This is a genomic window from Micromonospora sp. DT231 (assembly GCF_049847025.1).
Lineage (GTDB): Bacteria > Actinomycetota > Actinomycetes > Mycobacteriales > Micromonosporaceae > Micromonospora.
In genome coordinates, this window is the sequence record NZ_JBNCNO010000009.1 from 128,444 (window position 1) to 145,887 (window position 17,444).

General features: G+C 72.8%; 14 protein-coding genes. 7 read left to right on the top strand and 7 right to left on the bottom strand.

Annotation, left to right across the window (positions count from 1 at the left end; genetic code table 11):
• The 3 genes from ACPXBU_RS22805 to ACPXBU_RS22815 form a co-directional block, all read right to left on the bottom strand.
• Positions 1–1,633, bottom strand: a 1,633-nt coding sequence (locus tag ACPXBU_RS22805) for a hypothetical protein (protein WP_425759591.1), incomplete at its 3' end; no start/stop codon positions are given.
• Positions 1,634–1,864: 231 nt separating this feature from the next.
• Positions 1,865–2,608, bottom strand: coding sequence for a metallophosphoesterase family protein (locus ACPXBU_RS22810; RefSeq protein WP_393369364.1), 744 nt, complete (start codon positions 2,606–2,608; stop codon positions 1,865–1,867).
• Positions 2,609–2,720: 112 nt separating this feature from the next.
• On the bottom strand, positions 2,721–3,398 hold the full coding sequence (locus ACPXBU_RS22815) for a Crp/Fnr family transcriptional regulator (RefSeq protein WP_110563686.1): 678 nt from the start codon (positions 3,396–3,398) through the stop codon (positions 2,721–2,723).
• A gap of 143 nt (positions 3,399–3,541) precedes the next feature.
• Between ACPXBU_RS22815 and ACPXBU_RS22820 the strand changes: the two genes are divergently transcribed.
• The 6 genes from ACPXBU_RS22820 (at position 3,542) to ACPXBU_RS22845 (ending at position 8,949) form a co-directional block, all read left to right on the top strand.
• Positions 3,542–4,204, top strand: coding sequence for an adenosylcobinamide amidohydrolase (locus tag ACPXBU_RS22820; RefSeq protein WP_393369367.1), 663 nt, complete (start codon positions 3,542–3,544; stop codon positions 4,202–4,204).
• 56 nt (positions 4,205–4,260) lie between these two features.
• Positions 4,261–5,439: a CapA family protein gene (locus ACPXBU_RS22825; RefSeq protein WP_425759592.1), complete on the top strand. Its 1,179-nt coding sequence runs from the start codon at positions 4,261–4,263 to the stop codon at positions 5,437–5,439.
• 41 nt (positions 5,440–5,480) lie between these two features.
• Positions 5,481–6,269, top strand: coding sequence for an endonuclease III (nth, locus tag ACPXBU_RS22830; protein WP_393369372.1), 789 nt, complete (start codon positions 5,481–5,483; stop codon positions 6,267–6,269).
• Positions 6,266–7,018, top strand: coding sequence for a TlpA family protein disulfide reductase (locus ACPXBU_RS22835; RefSeq protein ID WP_425759593.1), 753 nt, complete (start codon positions 6,266–6,268; stop codon positions 7,016–7,018). Before nth ends, ACPXBU_RS22835 begins: the two co-directional genes overlap by 4 nt.
• Positions 7,015–7,707 (top strand): NUDIX hydrolase, encoded by a 693-nt coding sequence (locus tag ACPXBU_RS22840; protein WP_393369376.1) that lies wholly within the window; start codon positions 7,015–7,017, stop codon positions 7,705–7,707. Before ACPXBU_RS22835 ends, ACPXBU_RS22840 begins: the two co-directional genes overlap by 4 nt.
• Before the next feature lie 63 nt (positions 7,708–7,770).
• On the top strand, positions 7,771–8,949 hold the full coding sequence (locus ACPXBU_RS22845) for a MarP family serine protease (protein ID WP_393369378.1): 1,179 nt from the start codon (positions 7,771–7,773) through the stop codon (positions 8,947–8,949).
• A 10-nt stretch (positions 8,950–8,959) separates the two neighbouring features.
• Here the strand turns inward: ACPXBU_RS22845 and ACPXBU_RS22850 are convergent, their stop codons facing one another.
• From ACPXBU_RS22850 to eccCa, 4 genes are all read right to left on the bottom strand, one after another.
• Entirely contained in the window at positions 8,960–9,664 is a 705-nt protein-coding gene (locus tag ACPXBU_RS22850) for a phosphatase PAP2 family protein (RefSeq protein ID WP_425759594.1), read from the bottom strand.
• A gap of 37 nt (positions 9,665–9,701) precedes the next feature.
• Positions 9,702–10,493, bottom strand: coding sequence for a phosphatase PAP2 family protein (locus ACPXBU_RS22855; RefSeq protein ID WP_425759595.1), 792 nt, complete (start codon positions 10,491–10,493; stop codon positions 9,702–9,704).
• Between the two features lie 53 nt (positions 10,494–10,546).
• Positions 10,547–11,884 carry a type VII secretion-associated serine protease mycosin gene (gene mycP, locus ACPXBU_RS22860; protein WP_425759596.1) on the bottom strand — a complete coding sequence of 446 codons (1,338 nt, stop codon included), beginning with the start codon at positions 11,882–11,884 and terminating at the stop codon, positions 10,547–10,549.
• Positions 11,885–11,958: 74 nt separating this feature from the next.
• Entirely contained in the window at positions 11,959–15,939 is a 3,981-nt protein-coding gene (gene eccCa, locus ACPXBU_RS22865; RefSeq protein WP_425759597.1) for a type VII secretion protein EccCa, read from the bottom strand.
• Between the two features lie 101 nt (positions 15,940–16,040).
• On the opposite strand from eccCa, the gene eccD reads away from it, so the two are divergent.
• Positions 16,041–17,444: a type VII secretion integral membrane protein EccD gene (gene eccD / locus ACPXBU_RS22870; protein WP_425759598.1), complete on the top strand. Its 1,404-nt coding sequence runs from the start codon at positions 16,041–16,043 to the stop codon at positions 17,442–17,444.

The window sequence follows — 17,444 nt, forward strand, 5'->3', positions numbered from 1 at the left end:
TGGAGCGGTCGGCCTGCTTCTTGAGCTTGGTGTCGAGTTCACGAAGCTTGCGGGTGCGCTCGGTGACGCAGGTGTCGTAGCCCCCGCAGTCCTGGCGGGCTCGCTGGTAGTTGGGATCGTTGTTGGACCGGTCGGCCTGCTTCTTCACCCTGGTGTTCAGTTCCCGGAGCTTGCGGGTGCGTTCGGTGACGCAGGTGTCGTAGCCGCCGCACTCGACGCGGGCCTGTCGGTACGCGGCGTCGTTGTTGGAGCGGTCGGCCTGCTTCTTGAGCTTGGTGTCGAGTTCACGAAGCTTGCGGGTGCGATCCGTGACGCAGGTGTCGTAGCCGCCGCAGTCCCGGTGCGCCTGGAGGTAGTTGCGGTCGTTCCTGGACCGCTCCGCGATGGTCTCGGCCTCCTGGTACTTGATCAGCGGCAGACCGATCCGCAGGGCCTCGGTCTGCCGGAAGCCCTTCGACGTGTCGAAGTCTCGCAGCGTCTTCTCCCACGGGCTGCGCTCGGCGTACTCCTTGTAGTCGTCGATGATGAGCCGGCGCAGCGCCGGATCCTCCATCGCACGGTGCAGCAGCTTCTCGTCGTTCACCCGGCCGTGCTCGCGGATCTCCTCGGCGATGCCCTGGCCGATCAGCTCGCTGGCCCCGCTGTCGACCCGCGGGCCGCGCGCCCGGAACACCGAGGGCAGGCGACGCGTGATCTTCGGGCCGACGGACTCCGAACGCTTCGGCTCGGTCCTGGTCGCGCCGGTCGGTGGCTTCTTCGGCCCCTTCGGTTCCTTGGGGCCACGGGCGGTGGTGCCGGAGGTGTCGCCGTCGTCGCCCCTGCGGCGGTCCCGGTCGGCCTTGTCCGCCTCGGCCTCGTCCAGTTCCGCCTGGGCGGCGTCGCGCTTCTTCGCCAGCTCCTGCTTAGCGCCCGGCAGCGCACCCCTCCGCTCGGCCTTGGCCAGGTCACGGTCCAGAGCCTTGACCGTGTTCCGCAGCCGCTTGATCTCGGCGTCGTGGTTGGGCTCGCCGGGCTTCGCCTTGAGGTAGTTCCGGCGAGCCTCCTCGAAGTTCTTCCGCTTCTGCGGCAGCTCGGCCGCGGCCCTGGCCCGCTCCTTCGCCGAGCGGGTCTTGTCGTTGGCGATCTTCGTCGCCTTCTGTAGCGCGCGCTCGGCCTGTGTGAACGTCTTCTTCAAGCCCTTGAGGCTCTTCTGCGACTTACGGTGAACCTCTTCGAGGTCCTGGACCAGGGGGTAGACGTCCTTCCAACTGAAGCTGGTCTTGCCCTCCGCCACCCATCCCTGGATCCTCTTGATGGCCTGGTTCGCGATGATCTTCTTCGTGTAGTTCGGGTCGTCCGGAGCCGGCGAGCCCAGGGTCGAGACGTCGTAACCGAGTTGCGCGAGCATCCGCCGAGCGCGCGACATCGGGTCCCGGGAGTCGGCCGGGTCCGGCGTCGGGCTGGCCGCCGCCGGGCGCTCGTCCGGGTCTCCGGGGGCGGCCGACGCTGCCGAGGCCGGGGCGACGAGCATGAGGCTCGCCGCGACGGCCACCACCGCGACAAGTGGCACCAGCCACCCGCGCACCACCACCGCCCACCGCGCCAACAGCCATCCGGTCCGCGTGGAACGGCCTTCCGCACGCCTGGTACCCATCACTGTCCTCCACCTTTCGCCTGCCACGGTCACCCGCCGCCCAGTGGCGGCCGGCCCGGATCACCGGGCCGGTGGGCGTCGACATCGCGGCCGACGCTCACCCGTTCCATGACAGCCGTCCCCACCTCGTCCGAGAAGGGCAGCCGCGGGTCGGGACAGTCCCGGACAGCCCTGGACCGGGTACGCGGCAAGCGGGGGACAGGTAACGACGTGACCGGGTCAGACCCGGCGTCAGCGGCCGTCGCGAGGGGCGAAGACGGCGAGCGCCTCGGCGTCGCTGTGCTGGGACCGCACGTACTCCTCGGCCCACTCGGCGGCGGCCGGGAAGGTCGATCCGGCGGCCACCCGGGCGCACGCGGCGTCGACATCGAAGCGGGTACGACGAAGCTGCACGCCGGGACCGAGCAGAGCCCAGTACGCCCCCGCGCCGCCGTACGGCATGCCGACGCTGCCCGGGTTGACCACCAGACGTCGATCGACAAGCCGGGTGAAGGGCATGTGGGTGTGGCCGCACACCACTGTCGTCACCTCGGCCGGCACCTCGGCGAACACCTCCGCCCAGCGCTCCATCCGGGAGTCGACGAGAACGACCTCCTCGTCGTCGCGCGGAGTGGCGTGACAGAACAGCGTCGGCCCGAGGCCGTCGATCTCGAACGTCGCCGTCGCCGGCAGGGCCGCGAGACGGGCCACCTGGTCGTCGCGGAGCTGCCCGGCGGCCCAGTTCGACACCTCGATGGAGGCGGGGCGGCCGGCGCAGGCCTCGACGAGCTCCCGGTCGGCGTTGCCGCCTACCCAGCAGACCCGGTCGCCGAGATCAGTGAGCAGGTCCAGCACCTCGACCGGTTGTGGGCCGGCCGCGATGTCCCCGGTGAGCACGATCAGATCGGCGGTGGCGACGTCCGGCTCGGCCAGCACCGCCTCCAACGCGGGCAGTACGCCATGGATGTCGGACAGCACAGCAACGCGGTTCGCCATGGCCCCACCCTCACCGCTGGCGTTGCGCCGGGTCCAGGAAATCCGCCCTCGGCAGACAAGAACGTCCCCGCCTACCGTCGCTGACGGAAGGCGGGGACGGAGTGCTGTGCGGTCAGACGCGGGCGCGACGTGCCAGGCGCTCGGGGTCCAGGATGATGATGCTCTTGCCGTCCAGACGCAGCCAGCCACGTGAGGCGAAGTCGGCCAGCGCCTTGTTGACCGTCTCCCGGGAGGCGCCGACGAGCTGCGCGATCTCCTCCTGGGTGAGGTCGTGGGTCACCCGCAGGACGCCACCGTCGCGGGTGCCGAACCGGCCAGCCATCTGGAGCAGGTTCTTCGCGACCCGACCCGGCACGTCCGTGAAGATCAGGTCGGCGAGCGAGTCGTTCGTCCGTCGCAGCCGTCGGGCGAGCACCCGAAGCAGTTGCTCGGCGATCTCCGGGCGGTTGGCCAGCCAGGGCCGCAGCGCCTGCTTGCGCAGTCGTACGAGCCGGGTGTCCGTTACCGCGGTGGCGGTCGCCGTACGCGGACCCGGGTCGAAGAGCGACAGCTCACCGACCATGTCCGACGGCCCCATCACCGCGATCAGGTTCTGTCGGCCGTCCGCTGCGCGGCGACCAACCTTGATCTTCCCGGACAGCAGGATATAGAGGCTGTCACCGGGCTCGCCCTCATTGAAAACGATCTCGCCCTTGCGGACCTCGATCGTCTCCATCTCCTTGGCAAGCGCCTCGGCAGCTTCCGGGTCGACACCCTGGAAGATCCCGCTGCGGGCCAGTACCTCGTCCATCGCGCACCTCCGGTTGCGCGTGCCGTCCGTCGGCCGGGGCCGCCGTCCGCTGATCCCCTCGCGCGCCGCCAAGTCTAGGCGCACGTGAGCTTGAATCAGAGGTCGGCCCTGGAATCTTGATCGTTGGGCGTAACCTGCCCGACGTGCTATGCGAGCCAACTCTGACCAGTCGCCCCGAGGGTGGGTGGGATATTCCGCTGCTCGTCTGGCACGCCGACGGACCCCTGCGAGCGGTCAGCAGCGGCCCACTGGGCGGCGGAATCGGAGTCCGGCACTGGGTGCTGAACGCGACCGTACCGATGTCGTACGACCGGGACGACCCGGCCGCCCACCTGGCCGGGCTGGCCGCCGACCTCGCTCTCGACGGACCCGGCGTTGGTCTGCTGACCGGCGTCGACGTGGCCGAGGTGGTCGCGCGGACCGACACCGGGGTGCGGGCCTGGGCGACGGTCGGGCTCGGCACGCCCGTGCTCGCGGCCGCGCCGGCGCCGGCCGGGCTCGTCCAGCGGGTCGGCACCGTCAACATCGTCGTGTACGTGCCGGCCCGACTCGCCGACTCGGCGCTGGTCAACGCGGTGGCCACGGCTACCGAGGCGAAGACCCAGGCGATCACCGAACTCGGACTGCCCGGCACCGGCACCCCGACCGACGCGGTCACCGTGCTCTGCCCGGTCGACGGGCCGGAGGCCGCCTACGGCGGGCCCCGCTCCACCTGGGGCGCGCCGCTCGCCCGAGCGGTGCACGCCGCGGTGCTCGGCGGGGGCGCGCGGGCCGTCGTGCCCTGGTCAGAGCAGCTTCCCGACTGAACTTCCGACCGATCGGCTGTCGTCGGCGCGTTGACGGCCCGGTAGGGTCGCCAGCGATGTATGCTCCCGCCCCTCTCGTGTCCCGCCCGCGCCGCCGCGTCGTCCTCGGCCTCGCCGCGCTGCTTGCCGCCCTGCTCGTCGCGGGCTGCGGCGACCCCGGCGGCGAGGCCCCCGCGTGGGAGCCAGGCGCCGGGGGCGGTGGCACCGGCGCGCCGGTGACCACGGCCGGTCCGGAGGCCACCGGGTCGGCGGCCTCCGCCGAGGGCGGCGCGATCTCGCTCTCCGCCACCGGCGACATCATCATGGGCAACGCGCCGAGCCGGCTGCCCGCCGCCGGCGGCAAGGGCTTCTTCACCTCGGTCACCGAGGCGCTCAAGGCCGACCTGGTGATGGGCAACCTGGAGGAGCCGCTGACCGTGGACACCGGCACCGGCAAATGCGGTGCCAACTCCACCCGCTGCTTCCAGTTCCGGGCCCCACCGGAGTACGCCGCACACCTGCGCGACGCCGGCTTCGACGTGCTCAACCAGGCCAACAACCACGGCTACGACTACGGGCCGAAGGGCTACGAGAACACCCAACGGGCGCTGGAGAAGTACGACCTGGAGCACACCGGCGCGCCGGACCAGATCACGGTCGTCGACGTCAAGGGCGTCAAGGTCGCGGTGGCCGGCTTCTCGTCGTACGTCTGGTCCAACAGCCTTGTCGACATCGCCAAGGCGAAGACCGTGGTCGCCAAGGCCGCCACCATGGCCGACCTGGTCGTGGTGCAGGTGCACATGGGCGGCGAGGGCGCGGAGAAGACCCGGGTCAAGCCGGGCACCGAGATGTTCCTGGGCGAAAACCGGGGCGACCCGGTCAAGTTCTCACACGCCATGATCGACGCGGGCGCCGACCTGATCGTCGGGCACGGGCCGCACGTGCTGCGCGGCATGGAGTTCTACCAGGGCCGGCTGATCGCGTACAGCCTCGGAAACTTCGCCGGCGGTGGCAACTCGCTGAGCAACGACGGCCGCCTCGGCTGGGGCGGGGTGCTGAAGGTGTCGCTGAAGCCGGACGGCAGTTGGGCCGGTGGCTCGTTCACCTCGACGTACATGAACGACGCCGGTAAGCCGACGATGGACCCGAACGGCCGGGGTCTGGGCCTGATCGGCGACCTGAGCCGCAGCGACTTCCCGAAGAGCGGCGGCCGGTTCGACGGGCAGGGCAGGATCTCCCCGCCGACGGGCGGCTGACCCGAGCAGGAACGTCCGGGGCGCGACGTAGGCTGACCGTCGTGACAAGTAGTCCCCCCGGCGCCGCCGAGACCGACCTCGGGCGCACACGCCGTGCCCGCAAGATCGGCCGGGTGCTGGCCGAGACGCATCCCGACGCGCACTGCGAACTGGACCACTCCAGCGCCCTGGAGTTGTCCGTCGCCACGATCCTCTCCGCGCAGTGCACCGACAAGAAGGTCAACGAGGTCACCCCGAAGCTCTTCGCCCGCTACCCGAGCGCCGCCGCGTACGCCGGGGCCGACCGTGGCGAGATGGAGGAGCTGATCCGGCCCACCGGCTTCTACCGGAACAAGACCGACTCGCTGATCAAGCTCGGCCAGGCTCTCCTCGACCGGTACGACGGCACCGTCCCCGGCCGGCTCGCCGACCTGGTGACGCTGCCCGGGATCGGCCGCAAGACCGCCAACGTGATCCTCGGCAACGCCTTCGACGTCCCCGGCATCACCGTCGACACGCACTTCCAGCGGCTGGTCCACCGGTGGGGGCTGACCGGCGAGACCGACCCGGTCAAGATCGAGCATGCGGTTGGGGCGTTGTACCCGAAGCGCGACTGGACCATGCTGTCGCACCGGATCATCTTCCACGGGCGGCGGGTCTGCCACGCCCGTAAACCGGCCTGTGGCGCGTGCACGCTCGCGAAGCTCTGCCCCTCGTACGGCACCGGCCCGACCGACCCAGCCGCCGCCGCGAAGCTGCTCAAGGGCCCTCGGGCGCGCGACCTCGCGGTGGCCGCCGGGGTCGACCCGGAGCTGGTGCCCGCCCAGGCGGTCGCCGCGGAGGTGCCGTGAACCGCGGTCCCGGCGCGGGTGCGGCGAGTCGGCGCCTCGCCCCGGTGATCCTGCCGCTGCTGCTGACCGTCGCCGCGTGCACAAGCGGCGCGGCCGACGACGGTCCGGCTCCCCGCCGGGCCGGGGCTGAACGCCCATCGCCGTTCCGGGACTGCTCCACCCTGAGCACCCCCGCCGCGGCCGCGTCGCCCGGCTCCGCCACGACTACCACCGGGTCGCCGCGCGCCACGGCTCCCGCCACACCCGGCGCGACGGCTCCCGCCGCCGGTGCCGCCTCGACGGCCCCCGCCACCGGCGCCGGCGCGACGGCCCCCGCCGCCGACGGTAGGGCGCTGCCGGAGCTGACGCTTGCCTGCTTCACCGGCGGCGCGCCCGTCGCCCTGCGGGACGTGGCCGGGCCGGTGGTGATCAACGTGTGGGCCTCCTGGTGCCCGCCGTGCCAGAAGGAGCTGCCCGCCTTCCAACGCCTCAGCGAGCGGGCCGCCGGTCAGCTCCAGGTGCTCGGCGTCAACAGCCGGGACACCCGCAGCGCGGCCCAGTCCACAGGTGAGGACATCGGCATCCGGTTCCCGATCCTGGTCGACCAGGGTGAGGCGCTGCAACGGGAGCTGAAGCGCAATTTCTTCCCCATGACCATCTTCGTCGGCGCCGACGGTCGGATCCGACACATCGACGCCAGCGGTGCGCTCGACGACGCCCAGCTCGCCAAGCTGGTCCGCCAGCACCTCGGCCTGACGGTGCCGGCGTGACCCGTCGACCGCCCGAATGGATCGAGCCGTTGCTGACCCGGCTCGGCACCGCCCGCGCCGAGGACTTCACCCGGCTGACCACCCCGGCGGAGGGCGGTCGGGAGAGCGCCGTGCTGGTGCTGCTCGGCGAACAGCCCGGCGTCGGCCCCGACGTGCTGGTCCTGCAACGCGCCGCCACCCTGCGTACCCACGCCGGCCAGCCGGCCTTTCCCGGGGGTGCGGCCGACCCGGAGGACGCCGACGTCCGGGCCACCGCCCTGCGGGAGGCGAACGAGGAGGTCGGCCTCGACCCGAGCAGCGTGACAGTGCTGGCCGAACTGCCGAAACTGTGGATCCCGGTCAGCGACTTCGTGGTCACGCCGGTGCTGGCCTGGTGGCACGACCCGCACCCGGTGCACCCCCGGGAGCCGGCCGAGGTGGCGCACGTGGCCCGCCTGCCGGTGAGCGAGCTGGTCGACCCGGCCAACCGGCTGCGGGTCCGTCACCCGAGTGGTTGGATCGGTCCGGCGTTCTCGGCACGCGGGATGCTCGTCTGGGGCTTCACCGCCGGGGTGCTGGCCACCCTGTTGGAGATGGGCGGCTGGGCCCGTCCCTGGCCACGTGGTCGGGTGGTGGAGCTGCCGCCGAGTGGAGCGACCCCAGCGCCGTCGGCGGGCACCGACGAGGCCGACGAGACAGCCCTGCGCTGACCGCACCCTCACTTTCCGCAGGCGACGGTCATCTGGCGGGCGCACTGCCCGTACGCTTGACCCGTGTCCGTCGTGGATCTGCTGCTGCTGCTGCTCATGCTCCTGTTCGCGATCAGCGGATACCGCCAGGGCTTCGCCATCGGCATCCTGTCGCTCGCCGGCTTCTTCCTGGGCCTCCTGCTCGGCCTTCAGCTCGGGCCGCTGCTCGCCCGGCAGTTCGTGGATCCCATCGCCCGGGTGCTGATCTCGCTGGTGGCGATCTTCGGGCTGGCCGTGGTCGGGCAGGCGCTCGCCGGCTGGCTCGGTTCACGCCTGCGCAAGACGATCACCAGCGAGGTGGGTAAGCGGGCCGACGACATCGGTGGGGCCGTCGTCTCACTGCTCGCGGTGCTCCTGTTCGCCTGGTTGATCGCCGTGCCGTTCGGTTCGTCCGCGGTGCCCTGGATCGCCTCCGCGGTACGCAACAGCGCGCTGATCACGGTGGTGAACCGGGCACTGCCGAACCAGGCCCACGAACTCACCACGGCGTTGCAGGACACGCTCGACACCGACGGGTTCCCGGACGTCTTCGGTGACCTCGCGCCCACGCGGGCCCGGCAGGTCGAGCCGCCCGATCCGGCGCTGGCCGGCTCCCAGGTGGTGGTCAACGGTCAGCGGTCGGTCGTCAAGGTGCTCGGCTCCGCGCCCAGCTGCTCACGTCGCATCGAGGGATCCGGCTTCGTGTACGCCGACGATCGGGTGATGACGAACGCGCACGTCGTCGCCGGGACCCGGTCGGTCGCGGTGGAGCTGGGCGGCGAGCGGTACGACGGCAAGGTGGTCGTCTACGACCCGGACCGCGACCTCGCCGTGCTGCTCGTGCCCGGGTTGCCCGGTCCGTCCCTGCGGTTCGCCGCCGGCAACGCGGGCAGCGGCTCGGACGCCATCGTGCTCGGGTTCCCCCTCGACGGCCCCTACAACGCGCAGTCGGCACGGGTCCGCGACGTCGATCGGATCAACGGGCCGGACATCTACTCCGCCAAGAAGGTCAACCGGGAGGTCTACACGATCCGGGCGCTGGTGCGCAGCGGCAACTCCGGCGGTCCGTTGCTCTCCGCCAACGGCCTGGTGCTCGGGGTGATCTTCGCGGCGGCGTCCGACAACCCGAACATCGGCTTCGCGGTGACCGCGGCCGAGGCCCGCCCGGTGGCGCTGGCCGGCGCCGAGCGCAACCGGCAGGTCGGCACCGGCGAGTGCACCTGACCGCCGCGGGTCAGCCGGTGGCCGGCGCGGCTCGTCGCGCCGTGGGCAGCTTCGCCCGTCCCCACCGCAGCCCACGGTCCAGTACGGCGCGGGCCATGATCGCGACGCAGGTGCCGCCGTTGAGGAAGGACGCCACCACGTCGCTCGGGTGATGCATCCCCCGGTACATCCGGGTCAACGCCACCCCGAGCGGCACCATCAGCAGCAGCGTCCACCAGGCGACCTTCGCGCCCGTGCTGCGTGCCCGCAGTGCCATCAGCACGGCAATGCCGACGTAGAGCGCCACCGCGGCGGAGGTGTGCCCGGAGGGGAAGCTCGACGTGGGCGGCGAGACGTCCATGTGCTCCACCGCCGGCCGCTGCCTGTCGATCGCCAGCGTGGTCAGCAGGAAGACCAGCGCCTGGGCGGTCACGGCGGCGCACAGGAACAGCGGTTCCCGCCAGCGCTTCAGCCAGAGCCGCAGCGCCAACGCCACCAGGACGGTGACCACGACGATCATCTGGGTGCTGGCCAGGGTGCTGAACACCAGCGAGACGTTGTTCCAGCCGCCGGTGCGGTCGCCGGCCAACTCCCGGTTCACCGCGTCCTCGACGGTGAACGGCCAGGTTCGCACGAAGACCCGGGTGACCAGCACCCCGAGCAGCACCATGACGCCGAGCAGGAGGGACACCGGCAGCAGCACCCGCCGGACGATCTGGACCACGGTGTCGGACATGGGTGGGCCAGTACCCGGTGGGGCTCGTCGGCACGCCTCAGGCCGCGCCGGGGTGCCGCTCGACCTCCGGAGCGACACCGTCGCGGGCCGGCTGGACGGGCCGAAGGCCGGTGTGCGCACGCCAACTGGTGAACGCGGCGGTGGTCGCCGCGACCACCGCCACCGCGAGCATCCAACCGCCCAGCACGTCACTCGTGAAGTGCACACCGAGGGCCACCCGGCTCAACCCGGTCACCACGGTGAGCAGTAGCGCGGCGACCCAGAGCGCGACCCGTGCCACTCCCCGGCCCACGTAAGGCAGAAACACCAGCAGCAGCACCCCGGCGGTCAGGGTGGCGTTCAGCGCGTGACCGGAGGGGAACGAATAGCCGGCGGCCCGCGCCACCGGGTCCAGCAGCTCCGGCCGGTCCCGGCCGACGAGCAGCTTCAGCAACGGGCCGAACAGCCCACCCACCACCATTGTCGTGGTGGCCCACAGGGCCAGTCGGCGGGCTCCCCGGCGCAGCAACCAGATCACCACGAGCAGGGTGGCGGCCCGCAGCGGCATCGGCGCGAACACCTCGCTCCAGGCCCGCATCAGCACGACCCAGGCCGGGTGGTGGGCGGCGTAGCCGTGCAGGGACTCGGTGACCGACGTGTCCAGTCGGTGCAGCGGCGCCCAGGCGCCGAGCACCAGCAGCGCGAGCAGCGTGAAGGGCACCAGCACCAGGAACGCCGCCGTCGCGGCGAGGGTCAGCCGCAGGCCCAGCGAGTGGTCCGGGTCGAGTCGGCGGTGCCGCCAGGACGGGTGCCGGGCGGTGCCGAGGGTACGTGGGCCGGGCGCGCTCATGCGAACGGTTCTACCCCACCGGCCAACCCGTCAGGCCTGCCGGCGGACCTCGATCATCGGGACCGCTGGCGGAACCGGCGCACCAGCAGGGTGGCGCCGCCGGTCAGGGCGACGAGAAACATGAACCCGGTCCACAGTTGCTCCGGTGCCGACGTGTCCTGGCCACCTGCCGCCCGGGCCGTCCATCGGCTCTGCTGCCGGGGAGCGGCGAGACCGAGCGGATTGCTGCCGGCCCCGGCCACCGAGTCGTCGGCCGAGCCGGGCGCCGGGCCGAAACCGGTCACCCCCGGGGACGTCTGATCGTCGAGCGGGTTCGCGGTCACCGGTGGCACCTCCGCGGTCAACGCGGCCACCGGGTCGACCATCCCGTACCCGAAGCGGTCGTCCCGCCCGGTCGGCCCGATGTCCCGGGCGGTCACCAGCAGACGGTTGACCACCTCGCCCGCCGACATCTGTGGATAGCGGGACCGGACCAGCGCGGCGGTGGCCGACACCAGGGGCGCGGCGAAGCTCGTGCCCTGCACCCGCCAGTAACCGTTCGGGGGTTTGGCGCCGACCAGCCCGGTGGCGGGAGCGCTGAGCACCGTCGCCCGGCCGGTGATCGACCCGGACCATAGGTCCTCGCTGCTGCGCTCCAGGCCGGCGACCGCGATCACCCCCGGCTCACGGGCCGGGTACCACACCTTCGTGCTGCTGGAGGTGGCCAGGTTGCCGGTGCAGGCGACCACGACCACGTCCCGGACGAACGCGTAGTCCAGGGCCGCCGCCAGGGCGGGGCTGTCGCCGCTGCCGCCCAACGACAGATTGATCACGCGGGCGCCGTGGTCGACAGCCCAGCGGACCCCCTGGGCCACGATCAGCGCGTCGTCGTAGCGGTTGTCCTCGTCGAGCACCCGGACCGGCAGGATCCGCGCATCCGGCGCGAGGCCGACCACGCCCCGCTTGTCGTCCTTGCGTCCGGCGATCAGGCCGGCGACGGTCGTGCCGTGCCCCACCGGATCCGGGCCCGCACCCCCGCTGACGCCGACGAGATCCTGACCGGGCAGCACCTGGCCGACCAGATCCGGATGGCTGCCGTCCACTCCGGAGTCGACCACCGCGACGGTCACGCCCCGGCCGGTCGAGCTGCGCCAGGCCGTCTCGGCCCGCAACTCGTCGAGCTGCCACTGTTCGTCGCGGACCTGATCGGTGCGAGCGACCGCGTCGCCGGGAGCGAACACCGTCGGCCCGCCGGCCAACTGCCCGCCCCGGCTGGGCGCGGCGACGGGCACGGCCGCCGCGGTCGGCGCGACGACGGCGAGCGCCGCGGCCACACCGAGCAGCGCCCGGACGGTCGCCCGTCGGGCCGCCGACGGACCGCTGTGCCGCACCCCTGTCACATCCCCAGCCATTCATCCCGACGGAACCATGACGATCGGAGATTACCGGTTTCCCCACCCGTCACGGGAAGAACCGGCGAGTCACGTCATTGCGGCGGCAATTGTGCGAGCTGAACAAGGCGTACGCCCTCCCGCCGGGTGACCAACCGACCACGCCCAGGCGGCAGCGGTCCCGGCCGCACCGGCCCGACGAGCGCACCCTCCTCCGGACTGCCCGCCATCACCAGACCGGCGGTGGACAGCTCCCGCAGCCGCTGCACGATCGGCTCGTACTGGGCCCGTCCCGCGCCACCGGACCGGCGGGCCAGCACCAGGTGGAACCCGACGTCGCGGGCGTGCGGCAGGTGCTCCTCCAGCGCCCGCAGCGGATTGGCCGGCCCGGCCGCCACCAGGTCGTAGTCATCCACGAGCACGAACAGCTCCGGCCCGGACCACCACGAGCGGTCCCGCAGTTGTTGTGGGGTGACCTCCGGCCCGGGGGCCCGCCGCTCCAGGTAACCGGCCGCCGACTCGACCAGGTCGGCGGTGTGCGCCGCGGCGGTGCCGTACCCGATCAGGTGCGGCGTCTCGATGGCGCCGAGCAGGCTGCGCCGGTAGTCGACGAGGATCACCCGTGCCTGCTCGGGGGTGAACCGGGTGATGATCGACGTGGCCAGCGCGCGCAGGAACGACGACTTGCCGCACTCCGAGTCCCCGAAGACCACGAAGTGTGGCTCGGTGGCGAAGTCGAGCAGCACCGGGCGCAGGTCCGCCTCCGCGATCCCGATCGGCAGCCGCAGCCCGGTCGTCGCGGCCAGGTCCAGATCGGCGTACGGGAGCACCGGCGGGAGCAGCCGCACCCGGGGCGCCGACGGGCCACCCCAACTGCCGGCGACCCGTTTGACCAGATCGGCGGTGTCCATGTCGTCGGCGAGTTGGGGCAGCGCGGTGAGGAAGTGCAGGCCCTCCGCGGTCACGCCCCGACCGGAGCGCTCCGGCACGTTGGCGGCGGCACGCCGAGCCACGAGCGAGTCGGACGGATCACCGAGGCGCAGCTCCAGCCGGGAGCCGAACAGGTCCCGGATCGCCGGCCGGAAGTCCAGCCAGCGCAGCGCGGTGGCGACCACGTGCAGCCCGTACGACAGGCCCCGGGTGGCCAGGTCGGTGACAAGCGGTTCCAGGTCGTCGTACTCGCCCCGGACCGTGCTCCACCCGTCGATCACCAGGAACACGTCACCGAACGGATCGGTGCCCGGCTGACTGCTCGTTCCCGCAGCGGCCCGGCGCTGCCGGTACGCGGCCATCGACTCCACGCCCAGCTCCGCGAAGCGGCGTTCCCGGTCGGCCAGCAGGGTGCTCATCTCGCCCACGGTGCGTCGGACGGCGGTCGGATCGGCCCGGCCGGTCACCCCGCCCACGTGCGGAAGCTCGCGCAGCGCGGCCAGCCCGCCGCCACCGAAGTCCAGGCAGTAGACCTGCACCTCGACCGGGGTGTGGGTGAGCGCCAGCGCGCAGATCAGCGTGCGGAGCGCGGTGGACTTGCCGCTCTGCGGCGCGCCGACCACCGCGACGTGCCCGGCGGCCCCGTCCAGCGCCAGCCAGAGCAGGTCCCGGCGCTGCTCCAACGGCTTGTCCACGACGGCCAGTGGCACTCCGAGCGCGCCGTGCAGCTCCGGGTTGCCCACGGTGAGCCCGCGCCTCGGGTCCACCTCGACCGGACCGAGCAGCTCGTCCAGGGCCGGTGGCGGACCGAGCGGCGGGAGCCAGACCTGGTGTGCCGGCGGGCCCTGCCCGACGAGCCGGTCCACAAGCAGGTCGAGCAGTGTCTCCCGGCCCTCCTCCTCCGCCACGACGGGCACGACCGGGGTCACCGGCTCGGGCACCGGCACGACGTGCGTGGTGAAGGTGAGCAGCCGGGCGCCGTCCTCGGCGGGCGCGCCGGCCGGCACGGCCCGACGTCGGACGGCGCCGGAGACGTACGCGGCCTTGAACCGGGCCAGGGGGTCGGTGCCGGAGCGCAGGTAGCCGTGACCCGGCGAGCGGGGCAGCTCGTGGGCGTCGGCCACCCCGAGCACGGTGCGGGATTCCAGCGCGGAGAAGGTACGCAACCCGATCCGGTAGGACAGGTGGGTGTCCAGCCCGCGGAGCCGTCCCTCCTCCAGTCGCTGGCTGGCCAGCAGCAGGTGGACGCCGAGCGACCGACCCAACCGGCCGATCTGCACGAACAGGTCGATGAAGTCGGGTTTGGCGGAGAGCAGTTCGGAGAACTCGTCGCAGATCAGCAGCAGCGACGGCAGCGGGGCCAGTGGGCTGCCGGCCGCCCGCGCCCGCTCGTAGTCGCGCACGCTCGCGAAGTTGCCGGCGCGACGCAGCAGCTCCTGGCGGCGGACGAGTTCTCCGTTGATCGCGTCGACCATCCGGTCGACCAGGGGCAACGCGTCGGCCAGGTTCGTGATCACCGCCGCGGTGTGGGGCAGCCTGTCGAACGACGCGAAGGTGGCGCCACCCTTGAAGTCGACGAGCACGAAGTTGAGCTGCTCCGAGCTGTGCGTGGCGGCGAGCCCCAGCACCAGCGTGCGGAGCAGCTCGGACTTGCCGGAACCGGTCGCTCCGATGAGCAGGCCGTGCGGGCCCATCCCGTCCTGGGCGGACTCCTTGAGGTCCAGCTCGATGGCACCGCCGTCCACGCCGACCCCGATCGGCACCCGCAGCCGGTCGCGTGCCGAGCGCGGCAACCAGCCCTGCTCGGCCGTGAAGCTCTCCGGGTCGCCGAGCCCGAGCAACTCGGGAAGACCCAGGTCGGCCTGGAGCGGGGCGTCCGGCCCGCGGGCCGTGCCGGCGAGCCGCAGCGGCGCCAACCGTCGGGCGATCGCCTCGGTGTCGGCGAGGTGGAGCTGGTCGGCGGTGCCCACCTCGGCGTGCCCGTCGGACGACCACGAGTGCAGCCGCCGGCCGTGCAACTCCAGCAGCAGCGCGTACCTGTCGAGCAGCCGGGGCGGCGGAGTGTCCAGGTCCACCACGGTGACCGCGTCGATGCCGCCGTCACCGGTCAGGTCACTGGCGCCGGTCAGGTCGCCGCCATCGAGCACCACCACCACGTGTGGCCCGTCGGTGGCCGGGCCGGCCGGGCTGAACCGCGACCGGCTGGCCAGCACGTCGGCCAGCAGCCGTTCCAGGTCGGCGGCGGAGCTGGTGACCAGCCGTACCGGGCCGAGCGCGTCGGTGCGGCTGGGGTGGTGGGCGTGCGGGAGCCATTTCACCCACTCCCAGCAGGTCCGGCGTTCCGGACCGGCGCAGACCGCGACGAGCAACTCGTCGGGGGCGTGGAAGACGGCGAGTTGGGTCAGCACCGCCCGGACCAGCGCCTGCGCCGCCGGGTCACCGGTGGGCGACCCACCCGTGGTCGGGGTGCCGCCCCCGCCGCGGCCGGCGGGCCGGACGTGCACCCGGGCGAAGCTGCGCAACGACAACGCCACCGGCAGGTCCGGCACCACGGAGTACGCGTCCAGAAAGCGGCGCAGCGCTCCCGCGGTCATCGGCTCCAGCTCCTCCAGCGGCCGGGTGACAGGTGGGACGAGCGGGGTGGCCAGGGTCTGCGGCCCGACGGCGACCCGCACCACCGCGAAGTCCGGGTCGGCGGGGCGTCGTTCCCAGACCCGGTGGCTGTCCACCGTCGACCAGAGCCCGCCCGGGTCCGGGTGCCGGTAGTAGAGCCCGGCCCGCTGCTGTCCCGCGGTCCGTCGGACCCGCCGCCGCAGCGTGGCCAGGTGCCGCAGGTACTCGCGGCGGGCGGCCATCATCTCGGACTTCTTCGGCGTGCCGGAGGCGCTGCCCCAGGAGGTCACCAGCATCGCCAACGAGGAGAGCCCGAACATCCCACCCACCACGTACGAGTAGGCGCCACCGCCCCGGCCGAACATCATCGCCATCGCCACGGTGCCGCCGAGCATGGGCAGCAGCATGAGCATCTGCTGCCACCGCCCGCCGGCCACCACGGGGATCTCCGGCGGCGCCTCGACCGGCAGTTCGCCGGCGGGGATCTCCGGCGCCGGTCTACGTGGCGGGCGCTTGATGACGACTGTCGACACTCGGCCTCCTGACAGCGGTAAGTAACCCGAGCCGGACTCATGGTAGGTAAAGTCCTGTCGTCCGCGCAGCCTCCGATCCCCCTCGATATGGAGTCCAGTCGATGACTACCGGTCTGGCCCGCGTCACGATCAGCGCGCCGCAACGACGGGTGGACGTCGCCCTGCCGGAGCAGGTGCCCCTGGCCGAGCTGCTGCCCGACGTACTCCGGCACGCCGGAGTCGGGCTGGCCGACGACGGCGAGCAGCACGGCGGCTGGGTTCTGCGCCGCACCGACGGCGCGCTGTTGGCGACCGCCCAGGCGCTGCTGCCACAGGGGGTCCGCGACGGTGAGGTGCTGCACCTCGTGCCGGCCCGCGCGCACTGGCCCGAGCTGGAGTACGACGACGTGGTCGAGGCGATCGCCGACGGTGCCCGCCGCCGCGGCGGCGCCTGGTCGCCCACCGCCACCCGGGCCGCCGGTCTGGCCGGTGCGGCCGTGCCACTCACCGTCGCCCTGCTCGCCCTGCTCGTCGGCGGCCCGACGTACCAGGCCGGCTGGCTGGCCGCCGCCGTGGTGGCGCTGCTGCTCACCGTGGCCGGTGCGGTCGCCTCCCGCGCCAACGGCGACGGCACCGCCGGGGCGGCACTCGGTGGCTACGCGCTGCCGTACGCGTTCACGGCCGGCGCCCTCGCGGTCGGCTCCGGCGACCCGGTCGGGCTGTTCGGGCCGGTCCGCTGGGTGGGCGCGCCCGAGTTGCTGGCCGGTTCCGTGGCGCTGTTGTTCGTGGCGCTGCTCGGCCTGCTGGGCGTGGCCAGCCGGCTACGGGTCTTCGTGGCCGGTGTCACGGTCGGCCTGATCGGCGCCGCTGCGGCGCTCGGTGGGCTGCTGCTGACCCCGGCCGGCACGGCGGCGGTGCTGCTCAGCGCACTGGTGTTCGCCGTCGGCGTGATCCCGCTGTTGGCTATCCGGCTGGGCAAACTGCCCCTGCCACCGATCACCCTGCCGACGTCGACCCCCACCGAAGGGCCGGAGCGGGCCCGGGACCTGCCGGACCGGAGCCGGGTACACGCCGCGGTGACCCGCACCGAGGAGGTGCTCACCGGGATGTTGATCGGGCACGCCCTGCTGGCGGTGGCCGCCGCGGTCGTACTCGGGGTTGCCGGGGCGACGGCCGGTCGGGTGCTGCTGGCGGTCACCTCGGCGGTGCTGCTGCTGCGGTCGCGGCTGTTCGTGGCGTTGCGGCACCGGGTCCCGACGGTGCTGGCCGGGCTGGCCGGCTACACCGTGCTGGGCGCGGTGCTCGTCGGCCGGGCCGACGACGTCGGGCGGCTGGCGCTGGTCCTGGGCGGTGCGGCGCTGGCCCTGGTGGCCGCCGCCAGCGGCACCGGATACGCCCGGCGGCCGGTCTCGCCGTACCTCGGTAGGGTCGCGGACCTCACCGACACGGCCCTGGCGGTCGCGGTGGTGCCGATCGCCTGCGCGGTGCTCGACCTGTACGACCGGGCCCGGGGGCTGCTCGGTTGA